Below are 16,146 nucleotides of genomic sequence, written 5' to 3' on the forward strand. Positions count from 1 at the left end.
GTCACCTCCTCGACTGCGGTCAACCGCGTGCGAACAGCTCCACGTAGTCCTTGGCCACGTGCGGCAACAGCACCGCCGCCGGTACATCGGCGGTCTGGGTGCCGTCCGAGTATGGACCCACCTGGTACGGAGGGAAAACAAAGCGCAGCGCGGTGATCTGCCCCTTGTCGTCGGTCAGTGGCTGGAACTGGCTGAAATTGTCGGCCTGCGGGCCAGTCCCGTCGGCGATCATGCGCGATGCGTTGCGCAGCGATTCCTGCAGTTGGGCCGGGTCCATGTCCTCGCCGCTGAGCCGCGTGGCCACGCGTTCGCGCAGCTGGTCGGAGACGAAATCGCTGATTGCCTTCCAGCCCTTGGCATCGGTCACCAGCTTGTCGGCACTGAGCATCTGCTGCTGCTGCGGCAGCCATACGAAGCGCGCCACCAGCGGTTCGCCATGGGCGCCACCGGTGTAGCGGCTGCCATCGGCACTGACCACCACCAGCTGCGGGGTTTCCAGCAGCTTCTCGAAGCTCAGCGACAGCTCGTAGGGCATGGTCGGCTTGTCATTGCCCAGCCCGTCCAGAGCCTGCTGCAGGTCACTGCGTGCACTCGTCGCATAACTCTGCAGCGCGCGCGCCAGGCCGGGGTAGCGGTCGATACCGGCCGGGTAGCTGATGCCCACCACTTCGCGCTCGTTGTTTTCGATCACGTCGCGCAGGTCCAGCGGCGCTTCCGTGGCCGGCGTCTCGCCGGCGGCGGTGGCTTCGGCGGCGGGCGCCGCGTCGGTTACCGGCGCCGGCTCGCTTTCACGCTGGCAACCGGCCAGCAACAGCACGCCCACCACGCCGGCCAGCACGCTGCCGTGCAGTGGCCGGTTGTTTCCAATCTTCATCGGGATCCCCTGTTCATGTTTGTACATCATCGCCTGCCATGGCTGAAGCGTGGCCCGCTGGCATTCAGCCAACGAGCAGGTCGTGGTACTCCTCGTGCCGCTGCAGGAAGGCCTCGGCGTAGGAACATGCCGGCACCACCTTGTACTTCTGCTCGCGGGCGAAACGCAGTGCCACGCGGGTGAGTTCACCGGCGATGCCACGGCCGGCGATCGGCTCAGGCACCTCGGTGTGGGTGATGACCATGCGCTTGCGCTTGATCTGGTAGTCCAGCACCGCCAGCTGTCCTCGCACACGGGCGGTGAAGCGGTGGTTGGCCAGATCGTGTTCGACCTCGTAGGCCAGACCGGGGGGCGTGACCGAAGCCATGGAACTGTCTCCTGCGGCGACTGCGTGGATGGTGCGCAGCCGGGCGCCATGATCGCGTGAAGCCTGAACAGGGGCAAGTCCAGTCCATTCACGTCAGTTTTCGCCCTCAAGCTGGAGGGTCGCCGGCCGCTATCGCCTATGGCGGGGTACGGCTAGGCTGGCACGACCCTTGCGACCGTTGATCATGCGCACCACCGTGGAGGCTCCCATGCACGCCAGCGATTCCCATTCCGATACCGACCGCGCCCTGCTGGAGGGCCTGCTGCAACTGGCGGTGGAAGGGCAGACCGAGGATCAGGATTTCCAGCGCATCGGCGAGGAAGTATTCGCCCGCCTGCTGGATACCTACGGCCACACGACCCAGGCCTGAAACCGGATACGCCGGGGCCGGATCCACAGGATCCGACCCCGGCACGCTTCAGCCGCCCAGGCGGAAGGTCGGGTTGGAGAGTTCGCGCAGGAAGTGGTTGAAGATGCTCGGCTGCATGGCCAGCATGAAGATCACGCCGAACGCCGCACCTGCCAGGTGCGCGCTGTGGTTGATGCGATCGCCGCCGCGCTTGTCCATCCAGATGCTGTAGCCGACGTAGAACGCGGCATAGATGATCGCCGGTGCCGGGATGAAGAACACCAGGATGATCGACCACGGCTTGATCAGGATGAAGGCGAACAGGACCGCCGACACCGCACCGGATGCCCCGAGGCTGAGGTAGTTCGGATTCTTCTGGTTCTTCAGGTAGCTGGGCAGGATCGAGACCAGCAGCGCGCCGATGTAGAACGCCGGGTAGGTCAGGTAGCTGCCGGTCAGCTGCACCATCACGCTCTCGATGAATCCCCCGAAGAAGAACAGGGTGATCATGTTGAAGATCAGGTGCGACCAGTCGGCGTGGATGAAGCCATAGGTCACCAGCCGGTCGTACTGGCGATGGCGGTCGACGGCCGGCGGCCACAGGATCAGGCGATCGGCCAGCTTGCGGTTGTTGAACGCCATCCACGACAGGATGGCGGTGATGGCGATCAACAGCAGATTGACGGGGGTCATGTCAGGCTCAGGCGCTACGGTAGTTGTCGACCATACGATAGCGTTTCGCGTACCAACCGAAGGCCAACGCCGCGACGAAGGCGAAACCGGCAAAGAAGAACATCAGGAACGCCGCTTCGCTCAGGCCCGTACTGGCAATCCTGTGGGTCACGGCATCGTTGCGCACGGCAGCGTTCGACAGCAGCACCCACAGGTTGCCGATGGTGGTGGTCAGGTTCCAGAAGCTCATCACCACGCCCTTCATCGCCTGCGGCGCCTGGCTGTAGGCGAACTCCAGGCCGGTGGCCGAGACCAGCACCTCACCGAAGGTCAGCAGCGCATACGGCAGCATCTGCCAGAAGATCGACATGGCGTTGCCGCCGTCCATCACCACCTGGATGCCGCCGACCACGATCCAGGCCAGGCCGCTGAAGGCGATGCCGGCGGTCATGCGGCGCAGCGCGGTCGGCTCGAAGCCGAAGCGGCGCAGGGCCGGGTACAGCACCAGGTTGTTGAACGGAATCAGGATCATCACCAGCAGCGGGTTCAGCGCCTGCATCTGCGAGGCGGTGAACCAGCTCGGCATCTGCATCTGCTGACCCTGCAGGACCCAGGTCGAGGCCTTCTGGTCGAACAGCGAGAAGAACGGCGTGGTCAGCGCGAAGATCACCAGCACGCGCAGCACCGAGCGCACGCCTTCCACGGCTTCGGCCGGATGCTGGCCGCGGGCGCGATCGAGCTGCAGCCAGGTGCCACCACCGATGCCCGCCAGGATCGACACCAGCGCCAGGCACAGGCAGATCACGATGCCCAGCGAGCCGACCAGGCCGAACGAGGCTGCAGCCAGCGCCAGGCCGAGCACGGCGATCACCAGGCCCGGACGGCCCTGGCCGGCCACGCGCGTGGTCAGCGCGGTACGCACCACATTGGCGAACGAATGCGGATCCTTCGGCGGCAGCGGCACCAGCACGTAGCGCTTGCGGCCCAGCCAGAACACGAAGGTTGCAATGAACATCAGGATGCCCGGGATACCGAACGCCCACTGCGGCCCCCAGTTCTTCAGTGCCAGCGGGATCAGCAGCGAGGCGAACAGCGAGCCGAAGTTGATGATCCAGTAGAAGGCGTCGAAGACGATCTTGGCCAGGTGCTTGTTGCTCTGGTCGAACTGGTCGCCCATGAACGAGGCCACCAGCGGCTTGATGCCACCGGCACCCAGCGCGATCAGGCCCAGGCCAAGGAAGAAGCCCTCGCGGCTGTTCTCGAACAGCGCCAGGCACAGGTGGCCGGCGCAGTAGACCAGGCTGAACCAGAGGATCGTGTGGTACTTGCCGAAGAACCTGTCGGCCAGCCAGCCACCGAGCAGCGGGAAGAAATACACGCCGATCATGAAGCTGTGCATGATGTCCTTGGCTTCACCGGCACGGCCTTCCGCGGTGATTTCCTGCAGCAGCAGCGAGGTGATCAGGAACTGCACCAGGATGTTGCGCATCCCGTAGAAACTGAACCGTTCGCAGGCCTCATTGCCGATGATGTACGGAATCTGGCGCGGCATCTTTCCTTGGCCGGCGATGGGGGCGACTGCGTCGTGGCTCATCCTGTAAGGCATTCCTGCAAAGCGAAAGGCGCAAGGTTACCGGAACCGGGGCTTGCGAAGCACGCTGCAGGGCTGCATGACAACGGTGCCAATCCGTGGCAGGCAGTGCAGGCCCTGCCGGAAGTCACGGCACCTGCACGGCAAAAGCGTAAACTTATCGTTATGCGCCCCCTCGCCCCCGCCCGCCTCCTGCTCAGCTGCCTTGCGCTGTTGCTGGCATTGCAGGCGCAGGCACGACCACAGGCGCCGGCCGCCGTTGCCCGTGAGAGCGAACCTCGGCAGCTGACGGTAGCCGCGCTGGAGCTGCCCAGCCGCGATGACGCGCAATGGAAGCAGCGCCGCGAGCAGGTCGCACAACTGCTGACCGACCTGCAGCCGGACGTGATCTCGGTGCAGCAGGTGCTGCAGCAGCAAGGCCGCAACCCGGCCTGCTGGCTGGCCAGCCGGCTGCGCTACAGCTGCGACTTCGTCACCGCCGACCCACCCAGCCAGCCACTGCGCCATGGCAACGCCATGCTGACCCGGCTGCCGGTGAGCGAGGACGGCGTGACCCTGCTGCATCCTCCCGGCACCTTCAGTGCGGCCGGCATGATGCGGCTGAAGCTGGGCGAGGCGCTGGTCAACATCTATGTGGCGCGGCTCCGCCCGGACCCGGACGAGGCCACCGCCCGCCAACACCAGACCAGCGACCTGATGACCTGGATCGGCGCCACCGCCGAAGGCATGCCCAGCCTGATCGCGGGCGACTTTTCGGCCAGCACGGTTGAGCTGGTGCGTAGCACGCCCGGCTTCCAGCCGGCACGGCGCAATCCCGGCGGCCGCGCCGAGCCGCCTGCAGCCAGTGGTGGCGGCGCCAGTGGCCACGGCTTGGACGTGCTGTTCCAGGTCAAGCACTTCGGCGGCATCCGCCAGCAGCCGATCCTGCTGCCCGCCGACGGCGACCTGCCCGGACTGCGCCTCGGCGTGTTGGCAACCCTGCGCCTGCAGGACGATACGGCCACTGCCGAATAGGTCGTGCCGGCCGCAGGCCGGCTCCCCGGGGACCACACGATTGCGGGCCAGCGGCCGGCGCTACCGAATGAATCCTGCAACAGGAAAGGCCGGGGTCTCCCCCGGCCTTTCCACTCATCCCATCACCGCAATCAGGCGATCGCTTCCTGGTAACGGCGCTCGACTTCATTCCAGTCGATGACGTTGAAGAACGCGCCGATGTATTCCGGGCGGCGGTTCTGGTACTTCAGGTAGTACGCGTGCTCCCAAACGTCCAGGCCGAGGATCGGCGTGTTGCCTTCCATCAGCGGGCTGTCCTGGTTGCCGGTGCTCTCGACCACGACCTTCTTGTCCGGGGTCACGCTCAGCCATGCCCAGCCACTGCCGAAACGGGTCAGCGCCGCCTTGGTGAAGGCATCCTTGAACTTGTCGAAACCGCCCAGGTCCTTGTCGATGGCCTTGGCCACGTCACCCACCGGGTTGCCGCCCGCGTTCGGGGCCATCACGGTCCAGAACAGCGAGTGGTTGGCATGGCCACCACCGTTATTGCGCACCGGACCCTGCAGGTTCTCCGGCAGCGACTTGAGCTTCTTCACCAGCTCTTCGACCGGCAGGTCAGCGTATTCGGTGCCTTCCAGCGCCGCGTTGACGTTGTTGATGTAGGTCTGGTGATGCTTGGTGTGATGGATTTCCATCGTCGCCGCATCGATATGCGGCTCCAGCGCGTCGTAGGCGTAGGACAGCTTGGGCAGGGTGTAGGCCATGATGCATCTCCTGATTGCGAGGGCACCCGACGATGTCGGGCGGTGCGCCGTGAATGATGGGGACAGACCCGCAGATTACCAAGGGGGATGTAAAGGAAATTGCGTCCTGCCAGTGAGCACGACGGCAATTGTTACGCAGCAGTGACGCGGCGCCCTCCTCATGTGCCATGCAGCGCGCAGGCGCTACAGTGCATGTACCACCCTCGCCCGCCCCTGCCCATGCGCAACCCCCGGCTGCTGATCACCGCCATCGCCCTGCTGCTGCTCGGCCTGGTCGCCAACCATTTCCTGCAGCGGCCGCCGACGCCACAGTTCGCACCGGACCTGCAGGGAACACCGACCGCACGGGCGCCTGCCACGGCCACGCCCGGACGGGACAACGGCCTGCCCGCGTTCCTGCCCACCGAAGCACGCCAGACCATTGCCCTGATCCAGCGAGGCGGTCCATTCCCGCACCGACAGGACGGCACCACCTTCGGCAACCGTGAACAGCAATTGCCGCAACGTCCGCGTGGCTACTACCGCGAGTACACCGTCGACACCCCCGGTGCACGCACGCGTGGCACGCGCCGCATCGTCACCGGCGGCGATCCGCCGGAGGCGTGGTACTACACCGACGACCACTACGAATCGTTCCGCAGCTTCACCGTACCGGCCCAGGGAGCGCAGTGATGAGCCACGATGATTTCGGCCTCGGCCTGCATGACATCAACAATGCCGGCGTCTATGCCATCGACAGCGATGACATCGGCGCGCTGGCCGCAGCAATGCGCGATGCCAGCCTGAAGGTGATCCGCATCGATCTGGAGGGCGTGACGGACAAGCGCACCCTGCTCGCCCGGCTCGCCGCGCAGCTGGATTTCCCGGCCGGTTTCGGCGGCAACTGGGATGCACTGTCGGACAACCTGCGTGATCTGCAATGGCTGCCAGCCAACGGCTACGCGCTGTTCCTGGCCGACGTGGATGCACTGCGTGCCAACGCACAGAGGGACTTCGCCACCCTGCTGGACGTGATGGATGAAGCCAGCCGCGATTGGGTCGGTCGCGATGTACCGTTCTGGGTGTTCCTGTCACAGAGCACGTAAGGTCAGTGCCTGGGTAGAGGCCGACCTTGGTCGGCGCTTGTGTGCCAACCAAGGTTGGCATCTACCAAAGCACGCCAGCACGACCGCCACATCCCGCTGTGGGTCCAGCGAAAAGCCCCCTTGTTGTTCAAGGGGGCGCGCCAACGGCGCGGGGATAAGGGAACATGCGTGGACAACGGCAGCCGCTAGCGGCTGCCGTTGTCTTCCTGCAGTTCTTTCTTGAACGGAATGTCCGGCGGCGGCCGTGCCACGGCCGGCTGGTCCTGCATGTTGGGGTTGGTCAGGCCACAGCCACCGCCGGCCTGCAGGATCGAAATGACGCAGGAAATCCTCGTGTTGGTGCCCGGCAGTGGAATCTCCATCGCCTTGACGCCCTTGCGCACCCATTCGGCCAGCAGCGATTCCTGTGGCACCCAGTACTTGTCGAACGACGTCGGCGTGTAGTCGTACGGCGGACGTTTCAGCCATGTGCCCGATTGCGCGATGCGCTCCTTGCTCCAGCCGTCGTTGGCGCCACCGGGCGCACCTCGCTCGGCGTGGCCGTCGCCGTCCTGGCCCGGCACGCGTACGCTGCCATCGGCATTGAACAGGCCATTGCCCCTGCCGGCGGCACTGGCCTGGCGGGCACCGCCATTGCTGCCGTCGCGGCTGCGGCTGGAAGATCCCCAGTCATCGCCCTTGGCCGGTGTCGCCCAGTTGCCGGGATCGGGGGCCGGGCGCGCTCCTGCGTTTGCCGGTGTGCTGCTGGAGGCTGACGGACGCGTGCTGCTGCTCGTCTGCGCCGCGCGGCCTTGGGCCGCAGCCGCAGGCGTCACGGTGGCACTGCCACTGGAGGATGCCGGTGCCACCGCCGGTGCCGGGGCCACTTCACGCTCCCGCACCTGTACATCACGGCCGGTGGGCGCGCGTACGGCGGGCTCACGCCCGGCCACCGCCGCCATCCGCACCTGCGGATCGGCCACGGCCTGCACTTCACGTTCACGCACCTGCACGTGCTGCTGTGGCACGCGCACCTGCATTTCAGGGCTGCGCAGCGGTTTGGGCGCGACGGGCGCTTCGACGATGCTGACTTCGCGTTCGCGCACCTGGATGTCACGCACCTGCGGCGTGCGCACGGCCAGTTCCGGGCTGCGCATCTGGCTTGGCGTCGGCGGCGCCTGCACCGGCTGCACGCTGCGCTCGCGCACAACGGGCGTGCTGTCACGTGGTACGACGCTGACTTCGGTTCGCGGCACGCTGACCGGCGGCACCACGAAATCCGTGCTGGCCTGCGCCACCTCGGTGGCCTGGACCGGTGAAGGCGGCGGCGCGGCAACCGGCGCCGGCTCGGCTTCGGCTGGCGGCGGAGGAACACCGGCGGTCGGCGCGGATGCAGGGGAAGATGCGGCGGCTTCGGCAGCCGCCGGACGCGGGGCAGGAGCTGTGGCGGCGTCCGCCTGCTGCCCCGTCGCAACCCGACCTGCCGCAGCGGCCGCAGCGACTTCGGCGCCGGGCTGATCGCCCCCGCCTTCCTGGGTCGCGCGGCCGACGAACTCCACCTGCACGCGCTCGCCCTCGGCGCCCTCTTCGTCTGGCGCAGTGGTGCGGATCACCGCCACCCACAGCAGCAGCATGAAGAACAGCAGGTGCAGCAGTGCGCTTATCAGCGCCGAGGTCCAGCGCATCCAGCGCTGGTCGCGCGGCGCAGCGTCCCAGTCCTGCCAGAACAGACGGCGCAACGCCTGCCACGGTGACAACTGCGGCGATTGGCCTGGCCGGCCGGGCAGCGGACGCGGCAGCAATACCGCAATCACTTCGCGGGCATGCAACGGCCGCGGCAGCGGCCCCAGCGAGCGCAGCCACAGCGCCCAGCCATAAGGCAGGCGCGTGGTCTTCTCAAGGACGGCGCGGGGCTGCTGGCGGGCCAGCAGCAGATCGATGAGTTGCTCGGCCCGGGTCAGAGGCACGCGTCAGCGATCAGGCGACGTTGTCGCGCGGGATGTACGGCGCGTGGCCGCTGTCGTGGTCGGTCGCGTCGCGCACGGCGGTCACGCCCGGCACACGGCCCATCAGGGTCTTTTCGATGCCCTGCTTGAGCGTCACGTCGGCCATGCCGCAGCCCTGGCAGCCACCACCGAAGCGCAGCAGCACCACGCCGTCGGCCGAGACTTCCTGCACGGCCACCTTGCCGCCATGCGAGGCCAGCTGCGGATTGACTTCGTTCTCCACCACCCAGTGCACGCGCTCGACCAGCGAGGCCGCATCACCGGGCGCTTCACCCTTGATGCGCGGCGCCTTGATGGTCAACTGCTGGGCACCGGCGGTGCCGGCGACGATGTCGATCTCGGCACCGTCGAGCCAGCCAACGCTGCCAGCATCGACATAGAGGGTGAAGCCATCGCAGTCCACCGCCCACTCGTCGCCCAGCAGGTCGGTGGGTTCGGCGAATTCCAGCCGGGCGTCGGCGCGCGGGGTACCGGGGTCGACCGCGCTCAGGCGCACGCCCATGCCAGGCACGCCCTCGCGTTCGATCAGCTTGCGGAAATGGGTCTGGGCAGTGTCGGAGATCTGGATCATCAGGCTATTCTAGCCAAGTAAGCGTCAGCCGCTCATTCGGTTTATACACCGTCCGGCGCATTGTTCAGTCAACACGAGGTGGAGATTCCCATGGCCGACCTGATTCCACTGGCCCAGGCCCGTTGCGTGCCACGCAAAGGCAGCGACCACAAGCTCGGCGAAGCCCGCCTGGCCGAACTGCTGCCGCAGGTTCCCGGCTGGGAGCTGAGCGAGGGCGGGCAGGCCCTGACGCGCACCTTCCGCTTCAAGGATTACTACGCCACCATGGCCTTCGTGAACGCGCTGGCCTGGATTGCCCATCGCGAGGACCACCATCCGGACCTGGGCGTGCACTACGACCGCGCGGTCGTGCGCTTTTCCACCCATGACGTGGGCGGTCTGAGCGAGAACGACTTCATCTGCGCGGCCAAGACTTCGGCCCTGACGGAGCAACTGCCATGAACGTACGCTTGCTGAGCCTGTCCCTGATCGCTGCGGCCGGCCTGGCCGGCTGCGGCTCGTCCGAACCGCCGGCACCACCGCCGCCGCCGCCAACCGAAGTCGCAGCAGTGAAGACGCCGCCGCCGCAGTACCCGCTTGAACTGGCCTGCATGGGCGTGGGCGGCACCAGTACGTTCAAGGTGACCATCGGCACCGACGGCAAGCCGAGCGAGGTCGCCCTGCTGACTGGCGCGGGCAACCCGCAGCTGGACGAACTGGCCAAAACCGCCGTGCAGGGCTGGCAGTTCAAGGCCGCGACACGCAATGGCCAGGCGGTGCCGGCCACCATCCAGGTGCCGGTCAGCTTCAACCCGCCGCAGCCGAAGCCGGACCAGTGCTTCGCCATTGAAGAGCGCCTGCGCCGCGGCGGCTGATCGCACGCACCCGACGAGGCCAGCCGGCGCCCGCCTCGCCCTCGCCGCCCCGGCCCTGTCCGGGGCGGTTGTCTGTTGACCAGGACTGCGTCGGTAGATGCTGCAGATTCCCCCCGAAAACATCTGGATTGCGCTGGCGGTCACCCTCGCGGCCGGCCTCGCCACTGCGATCGGCAGCCTGCTGGTGCTGTTCTCGCGCCGCCCCAACCCGCGCCTGCTGGCCTTCGGCCTGGCCTTCGCCGGCGGCGCGATGGTCTATGTGTCGCTGTCGGAAATCCTCAACAAGTCCATTGCTTCGTTCGCACTGGCCCATGGCGAACGCACCGGTTTCACCTACGGCACCCTGGCGTTCCTGCTGGGCGTGATCGTGATCGTGCTGATCGACCACTTCATTCCCAACCCGCATGACAGCCTGGACAAGCAAGATCCTGCGTTCCGCGAGAACAGCCGCGAGTACCTGAAGCGGGTCGCGCTGCTGACTTCCGTCGCGATCACCGCGCACAATTTCCCGGAAGGGCTGGCGACCTTCTTCGCCACGCTGGAAAGCCCGTCGGTGGGCATGCCACTGGCCTTTGCGATTGCCATCCACAACATCCCCGAGGGCATCGCGATCGCGGTGCCGGTGTACTTCGCCACCCAGAACAAGGCCTATGCATTCAGCGCCAGCCTGCTGTCGGGTCTGGCCGAGCCGGTGGGCGCGGCGCTCGGCTACTGGTTGCTGTCCGGGTCGCTTTCGCACGCCACCTTCGGCTGGGTGTTCGGGCTGATTGCCGGCGTGATGGTGTTCCTGGCACTGGATGAACTGTTGCCGGCCGCCAAGCGCTATGCGAAGGGCCACGAGACCGTTTATGGGCTGGTGGCGGGCATGGGCTCGCTGGCGATCAGCCTGGTGCTGTTCAAGTGGTGAGGGATTTGCAGCCAACGGGCTGAGCCCCCTCGCGGCTGGTACGTCCCACAGTATCGAGAGGTCACGGGCGGGTATGGGCCTACGCTGCGGATGTCCGGGTCCGCCTTGTAGCGAGCCGAGCACCGCAGGTCCGGCGAGGGCGAAGAGGCGCGGGTGTCTGAGCGCAGCGAGTTCCGCGCCGTCCCTCGGCGGACCGAGGAGCGCAGGGCACCGGCGCGCGGCGCCGGCTCGCGGATGGCGGCGTGTTTCTTTGGTTACTTTCTTTGCACGAGCAAAGAAAGTGACAAGCCCACTCTCCGCAGGGAAGCGACGGCGCCGACCAAGCACCCGGCGCCGCCGAACCGCCGTCAGCGCAGCCGGTCCAGCGCCTCGACCAGCTCATCGGCCAGCGGCGCGTTCAGCACATACGGACTCTTGCCGTCGTCCAGTGCAAACTCCAGCGAGGCCGCGTGCAGAAACAGTCGCTTCAGTCCGATCTGCTCACGAAGCCGCTTGTTGACCGCAGGATCGCCGTATTTGTCGTCACCGGCCACCGGATGGCCCAGATGCTGGGCATGCACGCGGATCTGATGGGTGCGGCCGGTTTCGATGCGCACCTCGCAGTACGAATGGCCGCCGCGGCGCTCCAGCACCCGGAAGTGACTGATCGATTCCTTGCCGATCGCATTGACCTGTACATGGCGCTCGCCGCCCTGGCGCAGGCCCACGTGCAGCGGCGCGTCGACGGTCATCACGCCGTCCGGCATGCGGCCGGCCAGCAGGGTCAGATAGCGCTTGCGGATGCCGGCGCCGTGGTCTTCACGCAACAGCGCCTGCAGTTCGCTCAGTGCCGAACGCTTCTTGGCCACGATCAGCAGGCCCGAGGTGTCGCGATCCAGCCGATGGACCAGCTCCAGTGTCTGTCCCGGGCGCAAGGCGCGCAGGGTCTCGATGGCACCGAAGCTGATGCCGCTGCCGCCGTGGCTGGCCACGCCGGAGGGCTTGTTCAGGGCCAGCAGCCGGGCGTCCTCGAAGACGATGGCCTGCTCCAGGCGGCGCATGAACGCCTCTGGCGGACCGGCCTTGTCTCCTTCCTCGCTGAGACGGACCGGCGGCACACGCACCTCATCGCCCGCCTCCAGCTTGCGCTCGGCCTTGGCGCGGCCGCCGTTCACCCGAACCTGCCCACTGCGCACCAGCTTGTACACCAGACTGCGCGGGGCTCCCTTCAGCTGGCCGAGCAGGAAGTTGTCCAGGCGCTGGCCGGCGCGGTCGGCGGGAACGGTGATCATGCGCACGGAAGGCTTGTCGCCAGCGGGTTTGGTCGGGTCTTGGGCGGTCATCAGGCTGTTTATTCTGTTACACTCGGGGGGCGAGATAAGGGATTGATTTCGTTGGAAGTTACTCAGGGCCAGAAGCCCAGCTTCCGACGAATCCGGCACAGTGCGCGACCACCGCCCGCGGGGCGGCCATGTTAGCGGCTCACCGGCCTTCCCGGCCATCGCCGGATGCCTGACACGCAACCGTGCTGAACATGTCCCGCGTGGCGCTCCAGCCTGGCTGACAGCTGCCTGCGGCCCTGCAACACCCAAAAACCCATAAGAGTGAAGCGCTCCCGCGGCCTGCCGTGGTGTCGTAGCGCTGGAAACCCAAGCCGCCCTCCCCGCGCTTGCGCGAATGGGCGGCGAGCCGTGTCCAGAGGCGAAACCCCATGGCGTTCCGCGCGGTAGCCGCTTGCGAGGAACGCAACAATGAAGCGAATGCTGATCAACGCCACGCAGGCTGAAGAGCTGCGTGTTGCCATCGTGGATGGCCAGTCGTTGTATGACATCGACATCGAACAGCCGTCGAAGGAACAGAAGAAGTCCAACATCTACAAGGGCCGGATCTTCCGCATCGAGCCCTCGCTGGAAGCCGCCTTCGTCGAGTATGGCGGTGGCCGCCATGGCTTCCTGCCGCTGAAGGAGATTTCCCGCGACTACTTCCAGGCCGGTGTCGACCACAACAAGGCCGGTATCCGCGAGCTGCTGAAGGAAGGCCAGGAGATCGTTGTCCAGGTCGACAAGGAAGAGCGTGGCAACAAGGGCGCCGCCCTGACCACGTTCATCTCGCTGGCCGGCCGCTACATGGTGCTGATGCCGAACTCGCCCAGCGCCGGCGGTGTGTCCCGCCGCATCGAGGGCGAAGACCGTGCCGCGCTGAAGGAGGCCCTGGACAAGCTGAACATTCCCGACGACATGGGGGTGATCATCCGCACCGCCGGCGTCGGTCGCGATGCGGAAGAGCTGCAGTGGGACCTGGACTACCTGCTCAACGTCTGGCGCGCCATCGCCGAAGCCGCACTGAGCAAGCCGGCCCCGTTCCTGATCTACCAGGAATCACGCCTGATCGTGCGCGCCCTGCGTGACTACCTGCGCGCCGACATCGGCGAGATCCTGGTGGACACCGAGGAGATGTACGAGCACGCCCGCGAGTTCATGCAGCAGGTGATGCCGCAGACCCTGCGCAAGCTCAAGCACTACAAGGACGACATCCCGCTGTTCAACCGCTTCCAGATCGAGTCGCAGATCGAAGGTGCCTACGAGCGCAACGTGCGCCTGCCGTCGGGTGGCTCGATCGTGGTCGACCAGACCGAAGCACTGACCGCAGTCGACGTGAACTCCTCGCGCGCCACCAAGGGCAGCGACATCGAGGACACCGCGTTCCAGACCAACCTGGAAGCGGCCGAGGAAGTGGCTCGCCAACTGCGCCTGCGCGACCTGGGCGGCCTGGTGGTGATCGACTTCATCGACATGGCCTCCAACAAGCACCAGCGCGAGGTCGAGAACCGCCTGGCCAACGCGCTGAAGTACGACCGTGCCCGCGTGCAGGTCGGCCGCATCTCGCGCTTCGGCCTGCTGGAAATGAGCCGCCAGCGCCTGCGCCCGAGCCTGGGCGAATCCAGCCAGATCGTCTGCCCGCGTTGCGACGGCCACGGCCGCATGCGCAGCGTCGAGTCGCTGTCGCTGTCGATCATCCGCGTCGCCGAAGAGCACGCGATGAAGGAGAACACCGGGCAGGTGCTGGTCCAGGCGCCGGTGGAGATCGCCAACTACCTGTTGAACGAGAAGCGCAGCGCCCTGCGCGAGATCGAGCAGCGCCACGAAGCGCCGATCGTGATCGTCGCCGACGAGCAGCTGCACACCCCGCACTATGCCGTCACCCGCCTGCGTGAGAACGAGCTCGGTGAAGAGAGCAGCAAGCCCAGCTACCAGCGCGGCACCCCGCGCAAGCTGCCGGTGCACGCCCTGACCAAGGGCCAGCTGAACATCCCGCCGCCGGCCGTGACCCAGGTCAAGCACACCTCTCCCGCCCCGGTGCGCGAGGAAGCGGCTCCGGCTGCAGCCGCTCCGGCTCCGGTCGTGGCAGCGCCAGTGGCGCCGGCTTCGAGCGGCGGCGTGATCGGTTGGCTCAAGCGCGTGTTCGGTGGCGAGCCGGCACCAGCGCCGGCTCCGGCCGCCCCGGCTCCGCGCCAGCAGCAGGACGGTGGTCGCAAGGACCGCAACAAGGATCGCAACAAGGATCGCAAGGACCGTCGCGACGAAAACCGTGGCAACGGTGGCAACGGTAACGCGCAGCAGCAGAAGGATGGCGGCAACCGCAAGGACCGTGGTGAGCAGCGCAACAAGGACGGCCGCAACGGCAACAACGGCAATGCCCAGCAGCAGCCACAGCAGGGCAGGCAGAAAGAACCGCAGCAGAAGGATGGCCAGCAGCAGCCGCAGCAGCAGCACAAGCCGCGCAACGAGCAGCAGGGCCAGAACCAGAACCAGAACCAGCCGAAGCTGAAGCAGCCCAAGCAGCCGCGCCAGCAGCAGGACGGTGACAAGCCGGCCGAAAAGCCGCAGCGCAGCGCCGCCGAGCTGCCGGCCGAGGCCGTGGCGGCAGCCGTAGCCGCTACGGCCGTCGCTGCCAACGTCGTGACCGCGCAGGAAGCCACTGCGCCGGTGGCGCCGGTTGCACCGGCTGCCTCCGCTCCGGCGGCAGTCACTGCACCGGCCGACAGCACTGCCAACGCCGCCAATGAGGCCGAGGCGATTGCCGTGACCGGTGAAGAGGCTGCCCTCGACGCCAACGGCGAGCAGGCCGGTGAAGGCGCAACCCGCCGCCGCCGTGGCCGTCGTGGTGGCCGTCGCCGCCGTCGTGGTGGCGCCGAGAACGCTGCCGGCAGCGATGGCCTGGGCGATGATCAGGACGACGCGGACGACGGTGATGACACCGATGCCGCTGATGTCGCCGGGCAGAGCAACGACAGCGTTGCCGGGACCACTCCGGTGGCCGCGGCACAGCCGGCGCGTTCGCAGCCGGAGTTCGAATTCGATGACGAAGCCGAACCGACCGCTGCCGAAGCCGAGAAGCCGGTCCGCGCCGCCGCCGCTGCTGTCGCCGCACCGGTCGCGGTGGTGAGCAGCGCCGTGATCGACGCTCCTGCACCGGTCGTGGCGAAGGTACAGGCTCCGGTCGAAGCCGTCGCCAAGGCCGAACCGGCGGCGTCGCCGGTGCAGACCAGCATGCTTGATGCCATCGACGCTGCAACCCCGGCCCAGCCAGCGGTAGCGGCAGCCCCGGCGGTCGAAGCGAAGCCGGTGGTGGTTGAGGCTGCCCCGGTCGCTGAAGCCACTGCGGTGGTCGAAGTGAAGTCGGCCGTGGCCGAGGCCGAGGCTGCTGCGGTCGTGGAATCGAAGCCGGAGATCGCTGAAGCCGCTCCGGCGGTCGAAGCCAAGCCGCTGGCCGTTGAGGCTGCCCCGGTGGCGGAAGCCGCTCCTGCATTTGAAGCCAAACCGGTCGTCGAGACCGCACCGGTCGCCGAACAGCCGGTCGCGCCGGTGGCAGTTGAAGCGGCACCGGTGGAAGCTGCGGCCCCGGTTGCCAATGCAGTGGTGACACCGTCGATCGATCCGGTCGCCGATGGCCACGCCGATGCGGCAGCCCAGGCGGCCGAAGCCAAGGCCGACGAAGAAGGCGAAGAAGGCGCCAAGCGCACGCCGCCGGCGAACTGATCGCGCTTTGATCGCGTGAAAAAGCGGCGGGGATCGATGATCCCCGCCGCTTCTGTTTGTGCGCTGGGCGCGTGCAGCGCTCTGGGAGGCCAACCCTGGTCGGCGCCGTTGTTGGA

At 67.0% G+C, this 16,146-nt stretch carries 16 protein-coding genes; 8 read left to right on the forward strand and 8 right to left on the reverse strand.

Annotation, left to right across the window (positions count from 1 at the left end):
* Positions 1 to 19: 19 nt before the first annotated feature.
* Positions 20 to 901, reverse strand: a complete 882-nt coding sequence (locus ACS0OT_RS13095; RefSeq protein WP_005417582.1) for a DUF3298 and DUF4163 domain-containing protein — start codon at positions 899 to 901, stop codon at positions 20 to 22.
* Between the two features lie 37 nt (positions 902 to 938).
* Positions 939 to 1,241 carry a GNAT family N-acetyltransferase gene (locus ACS0OT_RS13100; RefSeq protein ID WP_005417588.1) on the reverse strand — a complete coding sequence of 101 codons (303 nt, stop codon included), beginning with the start codon at positions 1,239 to 1,241 and terminating at the stop codon, positions 939 to 941.
* A 208-nt stretch (positions 1,242 to 1,449) separates the two neighbouring features.
* Between ACS0OT_RS13100 and ACS0OT_RS13105 the strand changes: the two genes are divergently transcribed.
* Positions 1,450 to 1,611 carry a hypothetical protein gene (locus tag ACS0OT_RS13105; RefSeq protein WP_162911592.1) on the forward strand — a complete coding sequence of 54 codons (162 nt, stop codon included), beginning with the start codon at positions 1,450 to 1,452 and terminating at the stop codon, positions 1,609 to 1,611.
* Positions 1,612 to 1,659: 48 nt separating this feature from the next.
* Here the strand turns inward: ACS0OT_RS13105 and ACS0OT_RS13110 are convergent, their stop codons facing one another.
* Both ACS0OT_RS13110 and ACS0OT_RS13115 read right to left on the reverse strand, forming a co-directional pair.
* The gene (locus ACS0OT_RS13110; protein WP_005417591.1) at positions 1,660 to 2,283 is read right to left on the reverse strand and encodes a rhomboid family intramembrane serine protease; all 624 of its coding nucleotides are present in this window, start codon (positions 2,281 to 2,283) and stop codon (positions 1,660 to 1,662) included.
* 7 nt (positions 2,284 to 2,290) lie between these two features.
* On the reverse strand, positions 2,291 to 3,856 hold the full coding sequence (locus ACS0OT_RS13115; protein WP_065186063.1) for a POT-type proton-dependent oligopeptide transporter: 1,566 nt from the start codon (positions 3,854 to 3,856) through the stop codon (positions 2,291 to 2,293).
* Positions 3,857 to 4,018: 162 nt separating this feature from the next.
* On the opposite strand from ACS0OT_RS13115, the gene ACS0OT_RS13120 reads away from it, so the two are divergent.
* Complete coding sequence (locus tag ACS0OT_RS13120; RefSeq protein WP_065186062.1) at positions 4,019 to 4,867, forward strand: endonuclease/exonuclease/phosphatase family protein; 849 nt, start codon at positions 4,019 to 4,021, stop codon at positions 4,865 to 4,867.
* A 131-nt stretch (positions 4,868 to 4,998) separates the two neighbouring features.
* Here the strand turns inward: ACS0OT_RS13120 and ACS0OT_RS13125 are convergent, their stop codons facing one another.
* Positions 4,999 to 5,610 (reverse strand): superoxide dismutase, encoded by a 612-nt coding sequence (locus ACS0OT_RS13125; RefSeq protein WP_005410310.1) that lies wholly within the window; start codon positions 5,608 to 5,610, stop codon positions 4,999 to 5,001.
* Positions 5,611 to 5,829: 219 nt separating this feature from the next.
* Between ACS0OT_RS13125 and ACS0OT_RS13130 the strand changes: the two genes are divergently transcribed.
* Positions 5,830 to 6,282 (forward strand): ribonuclease domain-containing protein, encoded by a 453-nt coding sequence (locus ACS0OT_RS13130; protein WP_065178290.1) that lies wholly within the window; start codon positions 5,830 to 5,832, stop codon positions 6,280 to 6,282.
* Positions 6,282 to 6,695 carry a barstar family protein gene (locus tag ACS0OT_RS13135; protein WP_065186061.1) on the forward strand — a complete coding sequence of 138 codons (414 nt, stop codon included), beginning with the start codon at positions 6,282 to 6,284 and terminating at the stop codon, positions 6,693 to 6,695. Before ACS0OT_RS13130 ends, ACS0OT_RS13135 begins: the two co-directional genes overlap by 1 nt.
* A 185-nt stretch (positions 6,696 to 6,880) precedes the next feature.
* Here the strand turns inward: ACS0OT_RS13135 and ACS0OT_RS13140 are convergent, their stop codons facing one another.
* Both ACS0OT_RS13140 and ACS0OT_RS13145 read right to left on the reverse strand, forming a co-directional pair.
* A complete protein-coding gene (locus tag ACS0OT_RS13140) occupies positions 6,881 to 8,641 on the reverse strand; it encodes a hypothetical protein (protein WP_329889471.1) in 1,761 nt (586 codons plus the stop codon).
* Positions 8,642 to 8,651: 10 nt separating this feature from the next.
* Positions 8,652 to 9,251, reverse strand: coding sequence for an NfuA family Fe-S biogenesis protein (locus ACS0OT_RS13145; RefSeq protein WP_049417239.1), 600 nt, complete (start codon positions 9,249 to 9,251; stop codon positions 8,652 to 8,654).
* 90 nt (positions 9,252 to 9,341) lie between these two features.
* Between ACS0OT_RS13145 and ACS0OT_RS13150 the strand changes: the two genes are divergently transcribed.
* The 3 genes from ACS0OT_RS13150 to zupT all read left to right on the forward strand — a co-directional run bounded on the left by ACS0OT_RS13150 (position 9,342) and on the right by zupT (position 11,012).
* Positions 9,342 to 9,692 (forward strand): 4a-hydroxytetrahydrobiopterin dehydratase, encoded by a 351-nt coding sequence (locus ACS0OT_RS13150; RefSeq protein WP_021203009.1) that lies wholly within the window; start codon positions 9,342 to 9,344, stop codon positions 9,690 to 9,692.
* The gene (locus ACS0OT_RS13155; protein WP_065178285.1) at positions 9,689 to 10,105 is read left to right on the forward strand and encodes an energy transducer TonB; all 417 of its coding nucleotides are present in this window, start codon (positions 9,689 to 9,691) and stop codon (positions 10,103 to 10,105) included. The genes ACS0OT_RS13150 and ACS0OT_RS13155 overlap by 4 nt, the downstream gene beginning before the upstream one ends.
* Positions 10,106 to 10,202: 97 nt before the next feature.
* Positions 10,203 to 11,012, forward strand: a complete 810-nt coding sequence (gene zupT / locus ACS0OT_RS13160) for a zinc transporter ZupT (protein WP_065186060.1) — start codon at positions 10,203 to 10,205, stop codon at positions 11,010 to 11,012.
* Positions 11,013 to 11,359: 347 nt separating this feature from the next.
* Here the strand turns inward: zupT and ACS0OT_RS13165 are convergent, their stop codons facing one another.
* Positions 11,360 to 12,334, reverse strand: coding sequence for an RluA family pseudouridine synthase (locus tag ACS0OT_RS13165; protein WP_031269982.1), 975 nt, complete (start codon positions 12,332 to 12,334; stop codon positions 11,360 to 11,362).
* A gap of 408 nt (positions 12,335 to 12,742) precedes the next feature.
* Between ACS0OT_RS13165 and rne the strand changes: the two genes are divergently transcribed.
* Positions 12,743 to 16,030: a ribonuclease E gene (gene rne, locus ACS0OT_RS13170; RefSeq protein ID WP_111200746.1), complete on the forward strand. Its 3,288-nt coding sequence runs from the start codon at positions 12,743 to 12,745 to the stop codon at positions 16,028 to 16,030.
* Positions 16,031 to 16,146: the final 116 nt, after the last annotated feature.

Origin of the sequence: Stenotrophomonas maltophilia group sp. RY12688 (assembly GCF_052149045.1) — a bacterium.
GTDB classification, from domain to species: domain Bacteria; phylum Pseudomonadota; class Gammaproteobacteria; order Xanthomonadales; family Xanthomonadaceae; genus Stenotrophomonas; species Stenotrophomonas sepilia.

Bases quoted from the DNA above. Each gene is read 5' to 3' on its own strand.
- ACS0OT_RS13095 (WP_005417582.1), bottom strand. From the start codon at position 901: ATGTACAAACATGAACAGGGGATCCCGATGAAGATTGGAAACAACCGG.
- ACS0OT_RS13100 (WP_005417588.1), bottom strand. From the start codon at position 1,241: ATGGCTTCGGTCACGCCCCCCGGTCTGGCCTACGAGGTCGAACACGAT.
- ACS0OT_RS13105 (WP_162911592.1), top strand. From the start codon at position 1,450: ATGCACGCCAGCGATTCCCATTCCGATACCGACCGCGCCCTGCTGGAG.
- ACS0OT_RS13110 (WP_005417591.1), bottom strand. From the start codon at position 2,283: ATGACCCCCGTCAATCTGCTGTTGATCGCCATCACCGCCATCCTGTCG.
- ACS0OT_RS13115 (WP_065186063.1), bottom strand. From the start codon at position 3,856: ATGAGCCACGACGCAGTCGCCCCCATCGCCGGCCAAGGAAAGATGCCG.
- ACS0OT_RS13120 (WP_065186062.1), top strand. From the start codon at position 4,019: ATGCGCCCCCTCGCCCCCGCCCGCCTCCTGCTCAGCTGCCTTGCGCTG.
- ACS0OT_RS13125 (WP_005410310.1), bottom strand. From the start codon at position 5,610: ATGGCCTACACCCTGCCCAAGCTGTCCTACGCCTACGACGCGCTGGAG.
- ACS0OT_RS13130 (WP_065178290.1), top strand. From the start codon at position 5,830: ATGCGCAACCCCCGGCTGCTGATCACCGCCATCGCCCTGCTGCTGCTC.
- ACS0OT_RS13135 (WP_065186061.1), top strand. From the start codon at position 6,282: ATGAGCCACGATGATTTCGGCCTCGGCCTGCATGACATCAACAATGCC.
- ACS0OT_RS13145 (WP_049417239.1), bottom strand. From the start codon at position 9,251: ATGATCCAGATCTCCGACACTGCCCAGACCCATTTCCGCAAGCTGATC.
- ACS0OT_RS13150 (WP_021203009.1), top strand. From the start codon at position 9,342: ATGGCCGACCTGATTCCACTGGCCCAGGCCCGTTGCGTGCCACGCAAA.
- ACS0OT_RS13155 (WP_065178285.1), top strand. From the start codon at position 9,689: ATGAACGTACGCTTGCTGAGCCTGTCCCTGATCGCTGCGGCCGGCCTG.
- zupT (WP_065186060.1), top strand. From the start codon at position 10,203: ATGCTGCAGATTCCCCCCGAAAACATCTGGATTGCGCTGGCGGTCACC.
- ACS0OT_RS13165 (WP_031269982.1), bottom strand. From the start codon at position 12,334: ATGACCGCCCAAGACCCGACCAAACCCGCTGGCGACAAGCCTTCCGTG.
- rne (WP_111200746.1), top strand. From the start codon at position 12,743: ATGAAGCGAATGCTGATCAACGCCACGCAGGCTGAAGAGCTGCGTGTT.